Origin of the sequence: Epilithonimonas caeni DSM 17710 (genome assembly GCF_000426465.1) — a bacterium.
GTDB lineage: Bacteria > Bacteroidota > Bacteroidia > Flavobacteriales > Weeksellaceae > Epilithonimonas > Epilithonimonas caeni.
Genome location: NZ_KE384527.1, coordinates 293,469 through 310,833, shown reverse-complemented (window position 1 = coordinate 310,833; position 17,365 = coordinate 293,469). Strand labels below are relative to the sequence as shown.

The 17,365-nt window shown below is 38.3% G+C and carries 14 protein-coding genes; 3 read left to right on the top strand and 11 right to left on the bottom strand.

Annotated features, from left to right (window positions below):
* Positions 1 to 81: 81 nt before the first annotated feature.
* The 6 genes from K319_RS0116470 to K319_RS0116440 form a co-directional block, all read right to left on the bottom strand.
* Positions 82 to 2,412: a T9SS type A sorting domain-containing protein gene (locus K319_RS0116470; protein ID WP_027384600.1), complete on the bottom strand. Its 2,331-nt coding sequence runs from the start codon at positions 2,410 to 2,412 to the stop codon at positions 82 to 84.
* 108 nt (positions 2,413 to 2,520) lie between these two features.
* Positions 2,521 to 4,149 (bottom strand): tetratricopeptide repeat protein, encoded by a 1,629-nt coding sequence (locus tag K319_RS0116465; RefSeq protein WP_027384599.1) that lies wholly within the window; start codon positions 4,147 to 4,149, stop codon positions 2,521 to 2,523.
* 170 nt (positions 4,150 to 4,319) lie between these two features.
* Positions 4,320 to 5,804: a T9SS type A sorting domain-containing protein gene (locus K319_RS0116460; RefSeq protein ID WP_027384598.1), complete on the bottom strand. Its 1,485-nt coding sequence runs from the start codon at positions 5,802 to 5,804 to the stop codon at positions 4,320 to 4,322.
* Positions 5,805 to 6,104: 300 nt separating this feature from the next.
* Positions 6,105 to 6,419 carry a nuclear transport factor 2 family protein gene (locus tag K319_RS0116450; RefSeq protein ID WP_027384597.1) on the bottom strand — a complete coding sequence of 105 codons (315 nt, stop codon included), beginning with the start codon at positions 6,417 to 6,419 and terminating at the stop codon, positions 6,105 to 6,107.
* Between the two features lie 77 nt (positions 6,420 to 6,496).
* Positions 6,497 to 6,817, bottom strand: a complete 321-nt coding sequence (locus K319_RS0116445; RefSeq protein ID WP_235696127.1) for a nuclear transport factor 2 family protein — start codon at positions 6,815 to 6,817, stop codon at positions 6,497 to 6,499.
* Between the two features lie 19 nt (positions 6,818 to 6,836).
* Positions 6,837 to 7,628, bottom strand: coding sequence for an SDR family oxidoreductase (locus K319_RS0116440; protein ID WP_027384595.1), 792 nt, complete (start codon positions 7,626 to 7,628; stop codon positions 6,837 to 6,839).
* Positions 7,629 to 7,755: 127 nt separating this feature from the next.
* Between K319_RS0116440 and K319_RS0116435 the strand changes: the two genes are divergently transcribed.
* Positions 7,756 to 8,118 (top strand): winged helix-turn-helix transcriptional regulator, encoded by a 363-nt coding sequence (locus K319_RS0116435; RefSeq protein ID WP_027384594.1) that lies wholly within the window; start codon positions 7,756 to 7,758, stop codon positions 8,116 to 8,118.
* Positions 8,119 to 8,272: 154 nt separating this feature from the next.
* On the opposite strand, the gene namA is transcribed toward K319_RS0116435, so the two are convergent.
* The 5 genes from namA to K319_RS20645 all read right to left on the bottom strand — a co-directional run bounded on the left by namA (position 8,273) and on the right by K319_RS20645 (position 13,151).
* The gene (gene namA, locus K319_RS0116430; protein WP_034671999.1) at positions 8,273 to 9,334 is read right to left on the bottom strand and encodes an NADPH dehydrogenase NamA; all 1,062 of its coding nucleotides are present in this window, start codon (positions 9,332 to 9,334) and stop codon (positions 8,273 to 8,275) included.
* 106 nt (positions 9,335 to 9,440) lie between these two features.
* Positions 9,441 to 9,887 carry a hypothetical protein gene (locus K319_RS0116425; RefSeq protein ID WP_156907120.1) on the bottom strand — a complete coding sequence of 149 codons (447 nt, stop codon included), beginning with the start codon at positions 9,885 to 9,887 and terminating at the stop codon, positions 9,441 to 9,443.
* Between the two features lie 115 nt (positions 9,888 to 10,002).
* Positions 10,003 to 10,458 (bottom strand): DUF1569 domain-containing protein, encoded by a 456-nt coding sequence (locus K319_RS0116420; protein WP_027384591.1) that lies wholly within the window; start codon positions 10,456 to 10,458, stop codon positions 10,003 to 10,005.
* A 3-nt stretch (positions 10,459 to 10,461) separates the two neighbouring features.
* Positions 10,462 to 11,583 (bottom strand): tetratricopeptide repeat protein, encoded by a 1,122-nt coding sequence (locus K319_RS0116415; RefSeq protein ID WP_027384590.1) that lies wholly within the window; start codon positions 11,581 to 11,583, stop codon positions 10,462 to 10,464.
* Positions 11,580 to 13,151: a helix-turn-helix domain-containing protein gene (locus K319_RS20645; protein WP_051230764.1), complete on the bottom strand. Its 1,572-nt coding sequence runs from the start codon at positions 13,149 to 13,151 to the stop codon at positions 11,580 to 11,582. Before K319_RS20645 ends, K319_RS0116415 begins: the two co-directional genes overlap by 4 nt.
* Before the next feature lie 254 nt (positions 13,152 to 13,405).
* On the opposite strand from K319_RS20645, the gene K319_RS0116405 reads away from it, so the two are divergent.
* On the top strand, positions 13,406 to 15,403 hold the full coding sequence (locus K319_RS0116405; RefSeq protein WP_027384589.1) for a GEVED domain-containing protein: 1,998 nt from the start codon (positions 13,406 to 13,408) through the stop codon (positions 15,401 to 15,403).
* A 307-nt stretch (positions 15,404 to 15,710) separates the two neighbouring features.
* Positions 15,711 to 17,324, top strand: a complete 1,614-nt coding sequence (locus tag K319_RS0116400; protein WP_027384588.1) for a CTP synthase — start codon at positions 15,711 to 15,713, stop codon at positions 17,322 to 17,324.
* The last annotated feature ends 41 nt before the right edge of the window (positions 17,325 to 17,365 follow it).

Genomic DNA, 17,365 nt, shown 5'->3' with positions numbered 1-17,365 from the left:
GAAATATGAGACCAATCTTTTATCTAAAAACAAAAGAGACTTAACAAAATTGCTAAGTCTCTTTCCTGATATGAAGAAATTTTAGTTTTTAATCACTTTTTTCGAGATAGATTTTCCGTTTTCCAGTGTTGCGTTCAGGATGTAAACTCCTTTTGGGAGATTCGATAGATCGATTGTTTTCGAAGTTGACTTCAATACGGTTTTTCCTGTGAAATCTGCAATCGCTGTTTCTTTGACTTTGTCACTGGCGATGTTGATGTAATCCGAAGTTGGATTTGGATAAATGATTAAATCTGCCTTTGATAAAGAATTATTATTTGTTCCCAAAGTTTCCAGACTGATCTGATATTTTATCAATCCTAGATCTGACGTACTGAAGTAGATATCAGCTTTTTCATCATCCAGAAAATCAATTGCAGAAGATTCTGAGAAAAGATAACCCAATTTCTCAGGAGCAACTTCATTCCAGGTTTGTCCGGAATTAGTTGAATAAATGATTCTCACTTGCGAAGGCGGATAAACATAACCTTCGCCGCTTCCGTTCATAAAATTGGAGGTTGCCACGATAGCACCGTTTTTATAAGGCGAAAATTCGGCTCTGTTGATGACATTACCACTATAGATTTGGGTCCACTTCACTCCGGCATCATTAGATATAAAGATTCCCTGAGTGGTAGACAAAAGCAGTTGGTCTTTGTTGAAAGGATTTTTGTTAATGTCATAAATGAAATCGGCATTGCTTTCCAGTATTTCCAATCCGCTTTCTGATGGTGTCCAGTTTTGTCCGCCGTCTGTGGTTCTGTAAACATTGTTATTCTGGGAAAGAATCACATTATTCTCATTAGTTTCATCAATGCTGATTCCGAAAACAGGTCCGAATGAAGGCAGCATCACTTCTTGACTTGTGATTCCGCTCATATCGGTGAAATCAAATTTCCTTACAGTCTCATCGAAAGAAACCCAGGAATGATTGGTGTTCGATTTGGATGTGGCGACTCTCATAATATTCAATCCATAATCACTGTAACCTGTAGAATAATTGGCGCCGTGATTGGTGCTTACAGCAAAGGTAGAACCCATGAAATTGCTTGAGGTGACATAAACTCTTCCTGCAACCAACGGGTCAGCATAGAGGCCGGTACTTCTGAAATTCGGAAAGAAGTTGATGGCCATAAGTCCAATTCCTGTTTCTTGTCCGGTCTGGAAATCCTGATGGATGAAACCTCTTCTCAAGCCATAATACAAATGCTTTTCCGAATTTTTATGAAAGGTGACTCTGTCGGTGTTGTTCGCAAACGGATTTTTGAATCTCGACAATGTAATTCCGCCATCCAAAGAATGGAAAGGGTAATAATTGGAACTGATGATCACTTCATTGCTGTTCGAAGGATTATAGGTTGCATTCAGTCCGTAATAATATTTATTTTCCAGATCATTGTTCGGATAAACATAATTCGTCCAGGTGTTTCCGCCGTCTTTTGAGATCACGATCTCATTTTCTTCGAGAACCATGATATCATTAGTGTTTTTTGGATTGATGACGATCTTTTGTATGCTGTTTGTAGAAAGTGTGGTCCAAGTGATGGGAACAATGTTCCAGCTTTCGCCGCCGTCTGTAGATCTGTAAAGATTTTCGGTCTGGGTCTCTGTTAGGTAGAACGATCCCAAAAACATCTTTTGAGAATCTGCCGGGTCAAATGTTATCGCAGAATAATTAGTACCAGCAATTTTTTCTGTCCAGGTTACTCCGCCATTGACCGAAACAAATAATCCACCGTTTTTTTCGCCGGGAGAAAATCCTCTTGCCAGGAAAAGCTTATTAGGGTTGTTCGGATTTATCGCAACATTATTGATGTGAACACCGTCATTATTAGAACTTGTATAAACTTTTTGCCAGCTGTCTCCGCCATTTTTGGTGTAAAAAACATCAGTTACAAGACCAAAATTGTACATATAGGTCGTATGCAGAAGAATGTTCTCGTAATCGTTTCCTGTAACAGAATAGGACATTATCAGGTTGCCGGACATATTCCCGTTCGGAGAATCTATCCTTTTGATCACGTTTCCATTGGCTGGGTCGATGATGATCACCTGATTATGAGTGGTTCCTTCGGCAGTCACAATAAAACTGAGGTATTTCTGGTCCAGTGTCCATCGCAGGTCCTTGATCGTTCCCAAACTTATGTCTAATGGGAAAGAATACAAAACTTCCCAGTTTTTTCCATTATCAGAACTTTTCACAATGTGATTAGTTACTGTATTGGCGTACAAAACATCTGGCTTGATAGGGTCATAAGTCACATCAAACACTTGTCCATAATCTGGGGAAGTTAAAAATGACAACTGAGCCGCCAACTTTGTAGAAAGGCTGGAGCAGATTGCCAATAAAAATAGAGTTAATATTTTCTTCATATTCAAAAATTTTATTGATGTAAAATTGATGATAAATCAAAAAAAATCTATCAATAAAGGCGTGACATTACGTGACATCAATCCAATTTCTGCGTGACATGGTTTTATCTATATTGCTGATATATAGTCATATAAGTTTATTTTGTCGGGAAGATTGAGTTTTTTGCTGATTCTTTCCTTTCTTTTTCTGCAGGATTCCGGACTGATGTTGAGAATCGAGGCAATTTCTTTATGACTCAGATTCATATAAACATAACAGATGAATCTGATTTCGGAAGAACTCAGATCCGGATGTCTTTCTTTCAAAGTGGTGATGAAATTCTGATTGACACCTTCAAAATGTTTGAAAAAACTATCCCATTGATTATTGCTTTTAAGCTGAATTTTCAAATCCTTGATAGAGTTGACCAATTTGGAATTGTTAGAGATCTCCGGTTGATTGACGATCGCTTCAATGATTTCTTCTACTACTTCATTTCTGCTGGAGATGGTTAAAGCTTGTGAAGTGAGCTGGCGGTTTTGTTGCTCGATTTCGTTTTTAAGACGCTCTTTTTCCAGTAAGGATAGAGTTTCCTGCTCTTTCAGTTGTTGAGTCAGAATCAGGTTGTCGCTTTGCTTTTTCTCAAATTCCAGCTGCGTGATCTTTTTCTGCTGTTTGTATTTTATCGAGTTATTATAAAGGAAAAGAAGCACCAGCAAAATGATGATGACGGCAGAAGCGATAATGATGTAGAATATTTTCCTCTCATCTTTCAAACGTTGATGGCTTTCTTTGAGTTCGAACTGGTAATTCTGCATTTCGAACTTGATTTTACCATTATTGAACAGCGCCGAATTATTAATTTTCGAAATCGAATCATTTGCAATAATGACCGAATCTTTATATTTCAAAGACTCATCATAATTCTTGGTTTCGGCATTGATTTTTGAAAGGTAATTGTAAACCTCTTCTCTGTTATTGATATTTGGAGAAAGTTTTCTGGCCTGCAAAGCCAAAGATTTTGCTGAGGTAAGATCACCTTTTTTCTCATTGATCTGAGCTTTTATCAGGAGAAGGAAAACCAGATTTTCATTTTCATCAGGTGATTGAAGCTGTGGAATCAGATTGTCAATGATAGCTTCGGATTCTTTATATTTTTTCTTGAGATAAAGATTTTCTGCCAAAGCCATCTTGTACATGATGTTGACTTTCGGGTCGTCTTTGGTCAGGGTTTCCGCTTCCTGAATGTATTTGTAAGCTTCGTTGACTTTCTTCAATTTATTCAACACCAAACCGAGATTTACGGCATAAGCGCCGGCTTTATCATTCCGGTTGTTTTCTTTTGCTGTCTGATAAGCTTTTAGGAAATATTCGTAGGCTTTTTTGTTGTTCTTTTCCTGAAAATAAAGGACTGCAATATTATTAACAACCGTCATCACATGCTTTTTGTCTGGCATATTGGTCGCGATATCATAAGCTTCGAGATAATATTTCAAAGCTTCGCCAAAGTCCGTCATCAGATAATAATTCAGTCCGATGTTATTCGTTGCTCGGAAGTTTTGCTTTGCCCACTTCTTCTGTTCGGCAACCGTTTTTACCCGAATCAGCATTTCCAGAGATTTCGTATGTTCTTTTCTGAACATCTTCTGAATAGCAGAATCGATGATGACTTCATATTCTTTTTCGGACTGCCCGGATATTGTGGAAGGCAGAATAAAAAGTACAATTATTGAGGTTATTTTCAGAAATAATTTCATCTTCTAGTCAAATCGATAACGAAATATAGATATAATTAATCGTAAAAACAAAAAGATGAGATTGTGAATGGTATAATTCAAACTCTTCGACTACGCTCAGACCGACACACTAGAGATATAAATTTAGTATTAGAGTTGTCACACTGAGCGAAGCCGAAGTGTTTTTATAATTATTGTTTGATCAGTTTCTGAATGGATGAACTTCCGTTCGAGAATTTTATTTTCAGAATGTAAATTCCCTTTGAAAGATGAGAAACATTGATCTTTGATTCTTTGGATTCAGAAATTCTTTTTCCGGATTGGTCCAGAATTTCAACCGAATTAATTTCCTTTTTACTCTTAATATGGACGAGATATTTAGCCGGATTTGGATAGATTTTCACATCATTTTTAGAAAGGTCATTTTCATGCGTCGCAAGATCTAATGAGGTGAATATATAAGCTGAACCTGCATCGTTAAGCTCGTTTTCACCATTATTGTCAAAGTTTTCTCTGGATGCGCCCACAATGATTTCATTATCATTCATAGCAAGGCTCCACCCATAAAAATCCTCGGTTACATCATCTTCAGGTTTCAGTTCCTGATCCAGTTCCCAATCGTTTTGGCTGTTCTTTTTGTAGAGCAGGGTTCTTCCTTCGTCTGTCCCATAAAGATGCGGGGCACTGATTATAAGTTTGTCATTTTTCAGTTCGCACATCCAGGCGAAATAAGTGTGTTCGGAAGATTCGTAACTCGGGATCTTCTGTATTTCTTCCCAGTTTCCACTATCATTTAATTTGAAAATATACGCCATTGATGGATTGCCTGTGTCGGCTTCCGTATAGGCGCCTACTACCAATTCATTACCAAAAATACTAACCGAATTTCCAAAATAAGAGTTCTCAAAACTATCTGATGAAGTTAAACTTTGATGAAAGATCCATTCTCCGGAAGTGTTCTTTTTATAAATATAGATTTTTCCTGCACTGTTGTTGACACCACTTGCGCCAATCACAAGATAATCGCCATAAAGTCCAACACCAATCCCGAAATTTCCAAAATCCACGCTTTCCGGCGAAGTGATTTTCTGTGTTTCTTCCCAATCATTGCCGTTTTTTTCAAAAATGTAAACTGCGCCGTTCCAACTGCTGAATCCAGGAGCTCCTGCAACGATCGTGTTTCCATCGACAGCAAGGGAAGTCGGATTGACAGCCAGCAAAGCATCGTTATCATAATCCGAAGCAACTAATTTCTTTGTAAAATTCCATTGATTATTAGAATCCAAATCGTAAACATACAGAGCTCCGGCCCGGATTGTATTTTCGATGTCCGCTCTGCCTGCGGCAATCAAAAGAAAATCGGTTCCAAACTTGATACTCCCACCGAATTCTGCCATTTCTACACCGTCTGGGGCTTTAATTTTTTGATTGAAGTCCCAATTGCTTCCATTTTTTCGATGAATGTAAACGGCACCTTTTGCAACTTCTTCCCTGGAAGCGCCGACAGCAATGAATTGGTCATTGATCGCAACCGATGTTCCGAATTCTGCCCGGCTTTCTCTGGTGGAAGCGGTGATTTTTTTTGATTGATATTGCCCTGAAACCAACGTCAAACTGAAAACAGCAATTGATAAAATGCCTGTGTTTAAAATTTTTGAGAATAGATTATTTTCCATATATGATTCTTTTGTTGCGTAAAGTTATATATTGGAAATTCAAATCTTTTAAACAGACCGTGACATTATGTGACAGCGGGTATGATTTTCTGTGAAAAAGAAAAAACTTTCCTTTTTGGAAAGCTTTTTTACAACACTATTCTTTGGAAGATAAAAAATCTTAATATTTTCGACGATAGATATAGGAGAGCTTCCTTCGATTTTTTATCAAAAGAAAGTAACTGACCAAACTGCTGAAAACTTTTTATCATTTATCAAATTTACTTTCCAATAGCCGAACAAATTATTCAAAACTTAATCCTAAACAATTTCTAGCGATTGAATCAATCCGTCCTCGAATTCATAATGATAAGTCATTGTGATCGGGCTTCCCGGGAAATTCCCCGAAACTTCAGTTTTTAGCGTCTGTTCTGTTTCCGAATATTCCAAGGGTTTCATTGTGGCGCGGTAATCCTGATTGGCTTTGTCTATCCATTGTTCAATTTCTTTTCTGCCTGTATGCGTTTTGCCCTCGTCATAGACTATTGCTGTTTCCGTAAAACATTGGGCATAGGCTGCGCTGTCAAAATCGTTTTGTGTTTTTATTAGTTCTTCGACTACTTTTGGTAAGTTCATAATTTTTTATTTTTAAAGATCATAAAATAGGTGGGCACTGTATCGCCATCAAACATTGTTTTTTTTAGACAGATGTTTTACTCGGTTACTTTTAGATTCTGAATTTTTCCATCGACAATCTTCAAATGAAATTTCAAAACAAGAGGACTGCCCGGAAATGACCCAGTAACTTTTGCCGACAATATATCTTCTTTTTCATCGTAATCAACGGGTTCCAGCGTATCTTGATGTTGTTTGTTGGATCTATCGATCCATTGCTCGATTTCTTTTCTGCCAGTATGTGTCTTGCCTTCGTCAAAAACTACGGCTTTCTCTGCAAAACATTCTGCAAAGGCAGCACTATCAAAACTGTTTTTTGCTTTTACTAATTCCTGAATTACATTTGGTAAGTTCATCATATTAAATTTTTAAAGGTTATTAAATAGTCGGTACAGTTCCGCCATCAATGACGAAATTGGTTCCTGTCAGATATTTTGCTCTTGGAGAAACTAAAAAGCCAACAAATTCTGCGACTTCCTGCGGTTCAGCAGGTCTTCCGAAAGGGATTCCGCCCAAAGCATCCATTACCCCTTGTTGCGCTTCTTCAACCGTACTGTTGGCATTTCTGGCAATCTCGCCCAACCAGGCTTCCGATGCTGTCGTATTGATCCATCCGGGTGAAACAGTAAGCACACGAACACCTTTTGGTGTCACTTCGTTGGACAGGCTTTTACTGTAATTAATCAGTCCTGCTTTTGAAGCGGCGTATGGCAAAGTAGAATCGTAAAGTGGTAATATACCTTGTATCGAAGCAATGTGAATGATTACACCTGTCTTGTGTTCAATCATTTGAGGCAGAAATCCTCTGTCCAGTCGGACCGGAGCCAGCAGGTTGGCCTGCAGTGTAGATTCCCAGTCTTCATCCGTTAATGCGGCAAAGCCTCCGGCAGGCGTGGATGAACCGCCAAGGTTGTTTACCAGGATGTCTAGCTTGCCATAAGCCGAAAGCACTTCACGGATTACTTTGTTGGCGCCCTCTGACGTGCTAAGGTCGGCCGCAATAAAATGCAGTTGACTGTTTTCTTGTTCAGGAGCGTTTCTTGCGGTAATGATGACGGTTGCCCCCGCTTGTAAAAGTCTTTCTGCAATGGCTCTGCCTGCTCCTTTTGTTCCTCCGGTTACCAAAGCAATCTTGCCGGATAACTCATTGTTGAAATTAAATTGTTCCATTTGTCTAAATATTTATAGGGCAAAATTGGGGCGTAAAAACAGTTCTTACAAGTACGGAAATACGATTCATATAGGGATAAATTTTTCCCCTATTGTACAAATCGGAACATAGGTTTAGTTTTGTAATATGTATGAAAGAAAAATAATCCCGAATCTGAACTGCGGCCTGGATTTGATAGGTGAAGTACTTTATGGCAAATGGAAAATCCGTCTGTTATGGTTTATCCATCAAGGGCATAAAAGGCCCAGTGAGCTGCAACGGAAGATACCGGATGCCTCGCGCCGGGTTTTGAATATCCAGCTGAAAGAATTGGAAGACCACGACCTGGTGACCAAGATCATCTATCCCGTGGTTCCGCCAAAAGTAGAGTACAGCTTGACCGAATTTGGTAAAACGCTGATTCCCGTGATCGCAGCAATTGGAGAATGGGGCGATGCCAATGAAGAGCATCTTAGAGAAGTTATCCTGAAAAGGTTGAATTTTAAGTAAAAACAAAAACTTTCCGAAAAGGAAAGTTTTATTGATATTCTGTCAAAAGTCAGCGCTGGAAAATTGGGACAGGTTTTCTTATTCTTTACCTTAGTAGTTCCAAAATGATAAACCCAAATTCATTTATAACCGTTCTTTTCTGTGAGAGCGGTTTTTATTTTGTTGGCTTCGCTCTCAGATATTGATGCGGATAAAAGCAATCATCCCCATTTTCCCAGGAAGATTGAACGGCGAAATATGGATTTCTCAGAATTTCTCTAGCCAGGAAAATCAAATCAGCTTGTCCGTTTTGAAGGATTTCTTCCGCCTGTTCTGCAGAAGTGATAAGACCAACTGCACCGGTCTCAATTTCTGAAATTCTCTTAACATCTTCTGCTAACGGAACTTGGTAACCAGGTCTCAAAGGAATGGTTACGCCATTGATATTTCCACCACTGGAAACATCAACTAAATCTACATTCTTGGTTTTTAGAACTTTTGCCAATTCTACACTGTCGGAGATTTCCCAGCCGTTTTCTGCGTATTCTGTTCCGGAGATTCTTACGAAAAGTGCTTGTTTTTCTGTGATCTCTGAATTAACTGCATCCACGATTTCCATTAGGAATCTTGCCCGGTTTTCTGGATTTCCGCCATATTCGTCGTTTCTGGTGTTAGAAAGTGGTGATAAGAATTGATGGATCAAATAGCCATGCGCACCGTGAATTTCTATTACATCAAATCCAGCGGTAACCGCTCTTTTCGCTGCTTTTCTGAAATCTTCTACCAGATTTTTGATTTCTTCCACTGATAATTCGTGGGGAACTCTTTCCGAATGATGAAACGGAATCGGACTTGGCGCAATGGTTTCCCAACCATCTTCCAAACTCATTTGTCGGTTGGTTTCAGCTGAAACAGAACCTTTTCGCCCGGCATGAGCCAACTGGATCCCGATTTTGCTTTCCGAATTCTGATGAACAAAGTCAACGATTTTTTTCAAGGCTAAAGCTTGTTCATCATTCCAGATCCCCAGACATTTGTTCGTGATTCTTCCGCGGGGTTCTACTGCGGTTGCTTCTGTTATTAATAAACCAACGCCGCCTTGAGCACGACTGCCATAATGAACAAAGTGGAAATCATTCGCAACGCCTTCTTCTGCGGAATACATACACATTGGCGACATTACGATTCGGTTTTTCAGTTCTATATTTCTGAATGTTATGGGTGTGAAAAGTTTCATTTTTAGAATTTTTATTATTGAATGGCTTCGAGAGCCTCAGTGTGACAACGCTTAGTGTTAGAGATGTCACACTGAGATTGTCGAAGTGTCTTTTGTTTATATTGATTTAGTTATTGAAATAAAAAGGAAATTTCAGAGTGTTTCCATAATTGGTCCATGTTCCTTCGAATTTCAGTTGGTTTGTGTCCGATGATTCTTTGATGATTAATTCTCCGGAGAAAATTCCATTGTGTTTGCCGTTTCCTTTTTCCGACAATTTCAAATCGTAGATTTTAGATTGGTCCTTTGCATTTCTTGTTTTTTCTGCGTCAAAAGTTATAGTTCCTTCGAAGTAAGCTTTTGTTCCTTCTACATCCGAGAAGCCAAAAACTTTGTAAATGTCTCTTTCCTGATCTTCTGTAGAAACAGTTTCGAAAAGAACTTTCAGATTGGCAGAATTGTCGATTTTTCCTGCGAAAAACCCGCTGTTGTTTTTGATTAATTTCTCGATATCTTGTGCATTGAAAACTGTAAATCCAAAAAACATTACTAAAAGAAAGAAAACTTTTTTCATAACCATAATTTTAAAATGTTGAATTGCCCGCAGCCCGACCTGAGTGGAGCTCTTTTTCTTTTTCTGAGAAAAAGAAAAAAGCGGGAACGGAGGGCGGATAAAGCTGCCCTAAAAATTAGACCCCAAATTGTGTCAAATGATGATCGAGATGTTTGGACATCATATTGTTCCATTCGGTTGCGGTGAGTTTCCCGAAGTTGAAACTTTCCTTACCTTCAAAAGCTTCTGCTCCCAATTGTTGCGTTTTCTGGATAAATCCGATAATTCTCTTTTTCTCTTCTTCAAAGCTTTTGTTGTCTGTAATTACGAACATTGCAGAAGTGGGGGAGTTATGTTTATAAGGTACCTCGTTTACGACTTTTGGTTTTACAAACTGTTTCAGAATCCATTTCGTTAGACGATTTGGTTTTTTGTGTTTTTCCTGTTCGTAGATGAGTTCATACGTTACGTTGCAGTGGGCCAGCATTTTGTCAACAGACATTACACCCCATTTTGGGAAAGAATCTTCCGTGAGCGCATTGATTCTTTTGATGAAATACGATGTGTCGTTTTGGTCAAAAATATTCTTCATTTTTCAGGTCGTGATTTTGTTTATTTGATTGAGCTTTTCTATTAATAATTTGTTGCGTTTTTTGTGCTGGATAAATTTAAGAAGAAACCAAATAAACAAGGTTGAAGAAATGGCGATAATAATGAAGCTTATGATTCTCAATCTGTTTTTTTGTTCCTCTATTTTTTTATTGTTTTCCTGATTCAGGACATCGATGCTTTTGTTGAGGGAAGCAAGCTCGCTTTGTTCTCTTGCAAATTTGGTCTCGATGTACAGCTTATTGTACACTTCATAATTGTTCCAATCTTGAAGAGCGAGATAATTGTCAGAAAAACCTTTATAAATTCCTTCGCTCAGGACAAGGTCGCCTACTTTTTTGGACAGATTGACAGATTTTTTCAAAAGCTCTATCGCTTCCTGATGTTTTCCCAAAACAGTGAAGTTTTCCGAAAGACCTTTGTAAGCGAAGGCTTCTAAACTTTCTGCATTAGCAGCTTTTGCGACTTCGGCAGATCTCAGGAAGTACTTTTCAGCTTCTTGATATCTTTTCAGATAAAAATAACAATAACCGATATTGTACAGGAAAACACTGGTGTTGGGAATGGCGTTATCATAGTTTCCGACTTTTTTTATGTAATCCAGACCGATGAGAAGTTTTTCCAAAGCCAGCTCGTTGTTGTCCTGAGATTTATAGACCAAACCTCTTAACGCAGAATTGAGACCAAGATAATAGGTCTTGAATTTTCCGTCCGGAAGCTGATTGCAAATTTGATAAGATTCATCCAGGATTTCCAAGGTCTTGCTGTTGAGTCCCATCTGCTGATATTGTATAGACGTGGCGTTTAGGATTTTTACTTTCTGTTCTGGGTTGGTAACATTTTTACTTAGTTCTTTCATCTTCAGGATCCAATCCAGCGATTTGTCAAAATCCCTTTTTGAAATGTAAGAATGTGACATCAGTTTGTAAAGCTTGATGAGGTTGTCCGGGTTTTTCTCATCTTTCAACATTTCCTGAGCTATTTTCTGGGAGTTATCAGGGTTTTGGTAAATGTCGGAAAGTGCCTTTTTATACAATTGCTCGTTGTACTGGGATTTGAAAATCCCGGCAAATGAGAAAATAATTAATATGAAAAGGTAGCGTTTCATTGTTTGTTCTGGGTCAATTGTTGGATGTAAGTGTTTGGAGAAATCCCAGTTACAGACTTGAAAACTGTAGTGAATGCACTGTGGGAGGAGAATCCTGCTTTCTCGGCCAAATAACTTACTTTATAATTAAGATAAGCAGAATCGGTTTTCAGGAGATAGGCAATGTAATTGATTCTTAGTTCGTTGATGTAATTGTTGTAATTTTTTTCTTTGTATTTGTTGATGACTTCCGAAAGATATTTTGTATTGGTTTCCAATTGTCCTGCGAGAACAGCAAGAGACATATCGCGATTCAGGAATTTTTCTGATTTTTCAAATTCTTCGAGACGGGAAAGAATATCCGCTTCTTTTTCTTTGGAAATGAGTGGCGTTTTTTTAGAAATATCTGAATCTATTTTACCAATTTTTGGTTCAACAACAGTTTTGTTTTCATCAATTTTTTTAATAAAATCCTGCTGTTTTGTGTAGAAATCGATTTGTTTCTGAATTGATCTGGCCTTTCTCTTCTCAGAAATACTCATGAAGATGACCGCTAAAATTCCGATCAGACAAACAACGGAAATAATCAGAACATTGCTCACGAAACTGTTGTGGGAATTTTCTATTCGTTTGGTCTCATATTGCTCATTAAGCTTGATCAGATCACGCAAGGCCTCTTTTTTATTTTGGTCGAGTTTATCCGTCTGTTCTTTGTAAACAGAATAATATTGCTGGTATAGTTTATCATTTTTCAAAGCCAGATAATTCTTGGACAAATCATCATAGATCCTGTTTTTCAAAGGATTGTAACTGGAATTTTGAATTAATTCCAGAGCCTTGTTAAGATGTTCGGCAGATCCAGCGTAATCTTTTTTGAGGAAATAGATTCTTCCAAGATTATCAAGATTGAAAGCTCTCAGGAAAATGTACTGAGGATTTTTATTAAGCTTTGCCTCTATATCATTAACAATGTTTTCGGCTTTATCAATTTGATTTTGAGTAATATAAATGAAAGTCTGATAGATTTGGTTTTCAATGGAAATTAAAAAATCTTCATCAGGATCTTTTAGCAATGCGTTACTTTGCCTCAGGTTTTCCTCGGCTTCTTTCAGCTTTTTCTGAACCATCAGATTGGAGGCATTCAGTTGATAGATGTACGCCATCAGGTTCTCCGGATAATTCTGGGACTTTATCTTCGAAGCTTTATCGACAAGATTCTGAGAGATCCTTATCGACTGTTTGTAAAGTCTAAGTGATTGATATTGCTGAGCTAAAGCGTAATCGGCATAGAGGGAATTGTTGTCGTTTCTATTTTCGTTCAGATTTTTATCAATGGACTGCTCTATGGATTTGGCATATTCGCCTTTGAAATTATAGGCTCTTGACAATATGATTTTAACACGTTGTTTGATGAGCTCCGGTTCCTTATTTTCATCAATATTCTGAAGAATCTGGAAAGCATTGTCCGGGTTTTCGTAAAGACTTTTGTAAGCTTTGTCGAGAAGTTGCAAAGTTTCTGGATTGCTTTGCGCCGATGTCAAAATAACGCCGGAATAGACCATCAACCACAAAAAAAATACCCTGAACATACTACAAAAATAGTTTTTTTATTTGTTATTTTGATGAATTTTAATAATTCTTTATCGAAAAAGTACTAATAAGTTTGTTTGTGTAAATTATTGATAATTAATATTTTAAAGTTTTTATATTTTAGAAATTCACGAATTATAAAAGATAAACTTTAGGAATTGACATCATTAAGATATAACATTGTAAAAGAGTTTTTAAAACAATATCATTATTTCTGCAGAAGAAAAATTACTATTAATATTAATTATTTATTATGAAAAAAGTTTACTTACTTTTCCTGGGCATTATGACAATGTCAGAGATCAATGCCCAGCAGATAGAACTGAAAGTTCTGGATGGCATGGGATCGCGTCTTTATGATATCAATGACAGCGGGAAAGGGATTCACTCTGGTGCCTACTATGATTTTGCTACTGGTATTACTACACCAACAGAAGGAGGGGAAGCTACTAACCGGCTTAATAGCTCTGGAGATGTCGCGGGAACAATGGCTTTCACAACAGAAGAGGGGGAAAGCATTGGCCAAGCCGGCTATAGAAAAAATGGGACTTGGACAGCTATAGGCTATTTTCCAGGGGATGTTCCGGGAAACAGTTGGTTCAGTAGTGCCAATGCTATTTCTGAAAACAGCAAATATGTAACGGGACAAATCTCAGTAGATGTTTCTGGCAGTTATGCCTACATCTATGATACAGAAGCAGGAACAATTAAAAAACTGGACGGTGACGGTTCTTTTGAGTACGGAAGAGGAGAAGGAATTAACAGTTCGGGAATTGTAGCTGGATTTGTGAATAAATATTCTATCAACGGAAGTACGTATTGGATTCCTGTCTATTATACGCCGGATGGTGTTGTACATTATATCGGTGAGCTGGGATATGGCGAAGCGGCTGATATCAATGATGCAGGACAAGTTGTAGGAAGCAAGGATTATAAGCCTTTCATCTATGATATCAATACAGGGGTTTTCAAATCATTCAATGTGCCGGCAGGATATGATTCTGCTACATTCACATCCATCTCGGAAAATGGGATTGCAGTAGGTTACGCAGGACAGGCTGGAAATAGAGAAGTAATTATCTATCATCCTTCTTTGAGCTCCAATCCTGTTTTCCTGAAAGATATTTTAACGAGCCAGAATGTAGCTGTTACAACTTTTGACGGAAAATTAGGAACAGCAATGGGGATTTCTGCAAACGGAAATTTTATTGCAGGGTTTGATAATTCTATTCCGCCATTCTTTGCTGCTGGTTGGGCAATTAACCTCAATAATCTTTTATTAAGCAGTAACGATTGTTCGATCACTTGTCCTGACAATATCGAAACAACAATATCAAGTGCTTCGGAAACTTCAGCAGTTGTTAATTATACATTGCCGGTGACTTGTGGTTCATCATCTTCTACAGGATTGCAGACCGTGTTGGTTTCTGGTTACGAGTCCGGTTCCCAGTTCCCGATTGGTGTGACAAACGTTGTCCACAATTTGGTGGATGCAGATGGAAAAATCGTTTATGTATGTTCTTTCCAAGTGACTGTTAATGATGTCTATTGTTCTGTAACACCACAATTCGGAGTAGATGCTATTACAAAAGTTCAGTTTGCAGGAATCGATAATGCATCAGACCCATATTCTAGTCAGGCTAACGAATATTATCTGGACAAAGTGGGAGAAGTGTACCAGGGCAGCGAATATCCAATCGCTATAGAAGCTAACACCAATACTGGTTACGATTATGCAACAGTTTTCGTAGACTGGAATCAAAACGGTGTGTTTACAGACGCCGGTGAAATCTATGAAGTAGGCGCAATGACTTCTGATGGAATGGATGGTGCTCAGATTACTGGTAACATTGCAGTTCCTTCTACGGCAACAGTAGGTAAAGCAAGAATGAGAGTGATGCTGAACTGGGATGCATCTATCACGACACCTTGCGACAACTCAATCTACGGTTACGGTCAGGCAGAGGATTACACATTGGATGTGAAAGAATCTCTTGGTGTAGATGATGTTAATTCAAAATCAGTGAGTTATTATCCGAACCCGGTAAAAGATATTCTGAATCTTGTAAGTGAGAAAGATGTAACCAATGTTTCAGTTTACAATATTGAAGGTAAATTGGTGAGAAGCTTCACAAGTCTTAATCAATCGAAAGTTCAATTGGATTTATCAACATTAATTACAGGAACTTACGTTGTGAAAGCAACAACCAAAGACGGAAAAATAAAAACGTTCAAGGTTATCAAGAAATAATTCTTCTTCATAAATATGAGAAAAACCTGCATCAATAATTGGTGTGGGTTTTTATTATTTGGGCAGCTTAATCCGTCTTCCGTTCCCGCTTTTTTCTTTTTCTCAAAAAGAAAAAGAGCTCCACTCAAGCCGGGCTGCGGGTAATTCAAATTTTCAGTATGATGCAAACTTTGCGACTTATAAACACAGATTTTATTTAAATTTTTTGGGACTTTGCTATATTTATTAATCGTTAACAAAACCCTAATTGTTCCCCTAAAATTGTTTTTTAAGTCCAGATGCTTTAACTTTGCACAAACCTAATCTAATGAGTAAAAAAGAAACGAAATACATCTTTGTGACAGGAGGTGTAACATCGTCACTTGGTAAGGGTATTGTTTCCGCATCTTTGGGACTTCTTCTTAAATCCCGCGGTTTCAAAGTTACCATCCAAAAGCTGGACCCTTATATCAACATCGATCCCGGAACCCTAAATCCCTATGAGCACGGCGAATGTTATGTGACCGAAGATGGCGCAGAAACAGACCTGGACCTTGGGCATTACGAGCGTTTTCTGGATTCGCCAACTTCTCAAAACAACAACGTTACAACCGGAAGGATTTACCAGACGGTTATTGAAAAGGAACGAAAAGGAGATTTTCTAGGAAAGACCGTTCAGGTAATTCCGCACATTACCAATGAAATCAAGCGCAGAATAAAAATCCTTTCCAAGAAAGATTACGACATCATTATTACCGAAATTGGTGGAACTGTAGGCGATATAGAATCTCTACCTTATATAGAAAGTGTTCGCCAGTTACAATGGGAATTAGGCAAGAATAATTCTATGGTTATTCATTTGACATTGTTGCCCTATTTGTCATCAAGTGGTGAATTGAAGACCAAACCTTCTCAACATTCTGTTCGTCAACTGATGGAAAGCGGGATTCAGGCGGACGTTTTGGTTTGTAGAACGGAACACACCATTCCGAAAGATTTACGTTCGAAACTGGCTCAGTTCTGCAACGTAGGACTGGAAAACGTCATCGAATGTATCGATATGGATACAATTTATGAAGTTCCACTATATCTTCAGAAACAGAATTTTGATGAAGTGGTTCTTAAAGAGCTGAATCTACCCGTAGGAAAAGATGTCAACCTGAAAGACTGGAAATCATTCCTTAAAAAATATAAAAACCCGAAACGAAGTGTGGAAATTGCATTGGTTGGAAAATATGTTTCGCTTCAGGATTCTTATAAATCCATTGCCGAAGCGTTTATCCACGCTGGTTCTGATATGGAAACCGAAGTGAAGGTAAGATGGGTTTACAGTGGTGATATCGAACAGGAAGGTGCCGAAAAACTATTGAATGGTGTTGATGGGATCTTGATTGCACCAGGTTTCGGAGACAGAGGTATCGAAGGCAAGATCCAGGCAGCTAAATATGCAAGAGAGAACAAGGTACCTTTGTTGGGAATTTGTCTGGGAATGCAGATCATGACGATAGAATTCGCCAGAAATGTTCTGGGACTGACCAAAGCCAACAGTATGGAGTTCGATACTTCTACACCAGACCCGGTGATTTCTTTGATGGAAGAGCAGAAAAATGTGGTAGACAAAGGCGGCACTATGCGTCTTGGCGCTTGGAAATGTGCTTTGAAAACGGGTTCCAAACTGGCAGAAGTTTATGGTGCGAAAACCATTTCTGAACGCCATCGTCACAGATATGAGTTCAATAGTGATTATAAAAAAGACTTCGAGGATAAAGGATTAACGCCAAGCGGGCTGAATCCTGAGACGGATCTCGTAGAAACTCTGGAACTGAAAGACCATCCGTTCTACGTTGGTGTCCAATATCATCCGGAATATAAAAGTACAGTGGCTACACCGCATCCATTGTTCAAAGCTTTTATCAGCGCAACGGTTAAGAATAAATCATAAATTAATGAATGGCTCAAAGTATTTCTCTGGGCCATTCGTCT

Excerpts from the sequence above, each read along its gene's own strand:
- K319_RS0116470 (WP_027384600.1), bottom strand. The coding sequence starts at position 2,412 with ATGAAGAAAATATTAACTCTATTTTTATTGGCAATCTGCTCCAGCCTT.
- K319_RS0116465 (WP_027384599.1), bottom strand. The coding sequence starts at position 4,149 with ATGAAATTATTTCTGAAAATAACCTCAATAATTGTACTTTTTATTCTG.
- K319_RS0116460 (WP_027384598.1), bottom strand. The coding sequence starts at position 5,804 with ATGGAAAATAATCTATTCTCAAAAATTTTAAACACAGGCATTTTATCA.
- K319_RS0116450 (WP_027384597.1), bottom strand. The coding sequence starts at position 6,419 with ATGAACTTACCAAAAGTAGTCGAAGAACTAATAAAAACACAAAACGAT.
- K319_RS0116445 (WP_235696127.1), bottom strand. The coding sequence starts at position 6,817 with ATGATGAACTTACCAAATGTAATTCAGGAATTAGTAAAAGCAAAAAAC.
- K319_RS0116440 (WP_027384595.1), bottom strand. The coding sequence starts at position 7,628 with ATGGAACAATTTAATTTCAACAATGAGTTATCCGGCAAGATTGCTTTG.
- K319_RS0116435 (WP_027384594.1), top strand. The coding sequence starts at position 7,756 with ATGTATGAAAGAAAAATAATCCCGAATCTGAACTGCGGCCTGGATTTG.
- namA (WP_034671999.1), bottom strand. The coding sequence starts at position 9,334 with ATGAAACTTTTCACACCCATAACATTCAGAAATATAGAACTGAAAAAC.
- K319_RS0116425 (WP_156907120.1), bottom strand. The coding sequence starts at position 9,887 with ATGAAAAAAGTTTTCTTTCTTTTAGTAATGTTTTTTGGATTTACAGTT.
- K319_RS0116420 (WP_027384591.1), bottom strand. The coding sequence starts at position 10,458 with ATGAAGAATATTTTTGACCAAAACGACACATCGTATTTCATCAAAAGA.
- K319_RS0116415 (WP_027384590.1), bottom strand. The coding sequence starts at position 11,583 with ATGAAACGCTACCTTTTCATATTAATTATTTTCTCATTTGCCGGGATT.
- K319_RS20645 (WP_051230764.1), bottom strand. The coding sequence starts at position 13,151 with ATGTTCAGGGTATTTTTTTTGTGGTTGATGGTCTATTCCGGCGTTATT.
- K319_RS0116405 (WP_027384589.1), top strand. The coding sequence starts at position 13,406 with ATGAAAAAAGTTTACTTACTTTTCCTGGGCATTATGACAATGTCAGAG.
- K319_RS0116400 (WP_027384588.1), top strand. The coding sequence starts at position 15,711 with ATGAGTAAAAAAGAAACGAAATACATCTTTGTGACAGGAGGTGTAACA.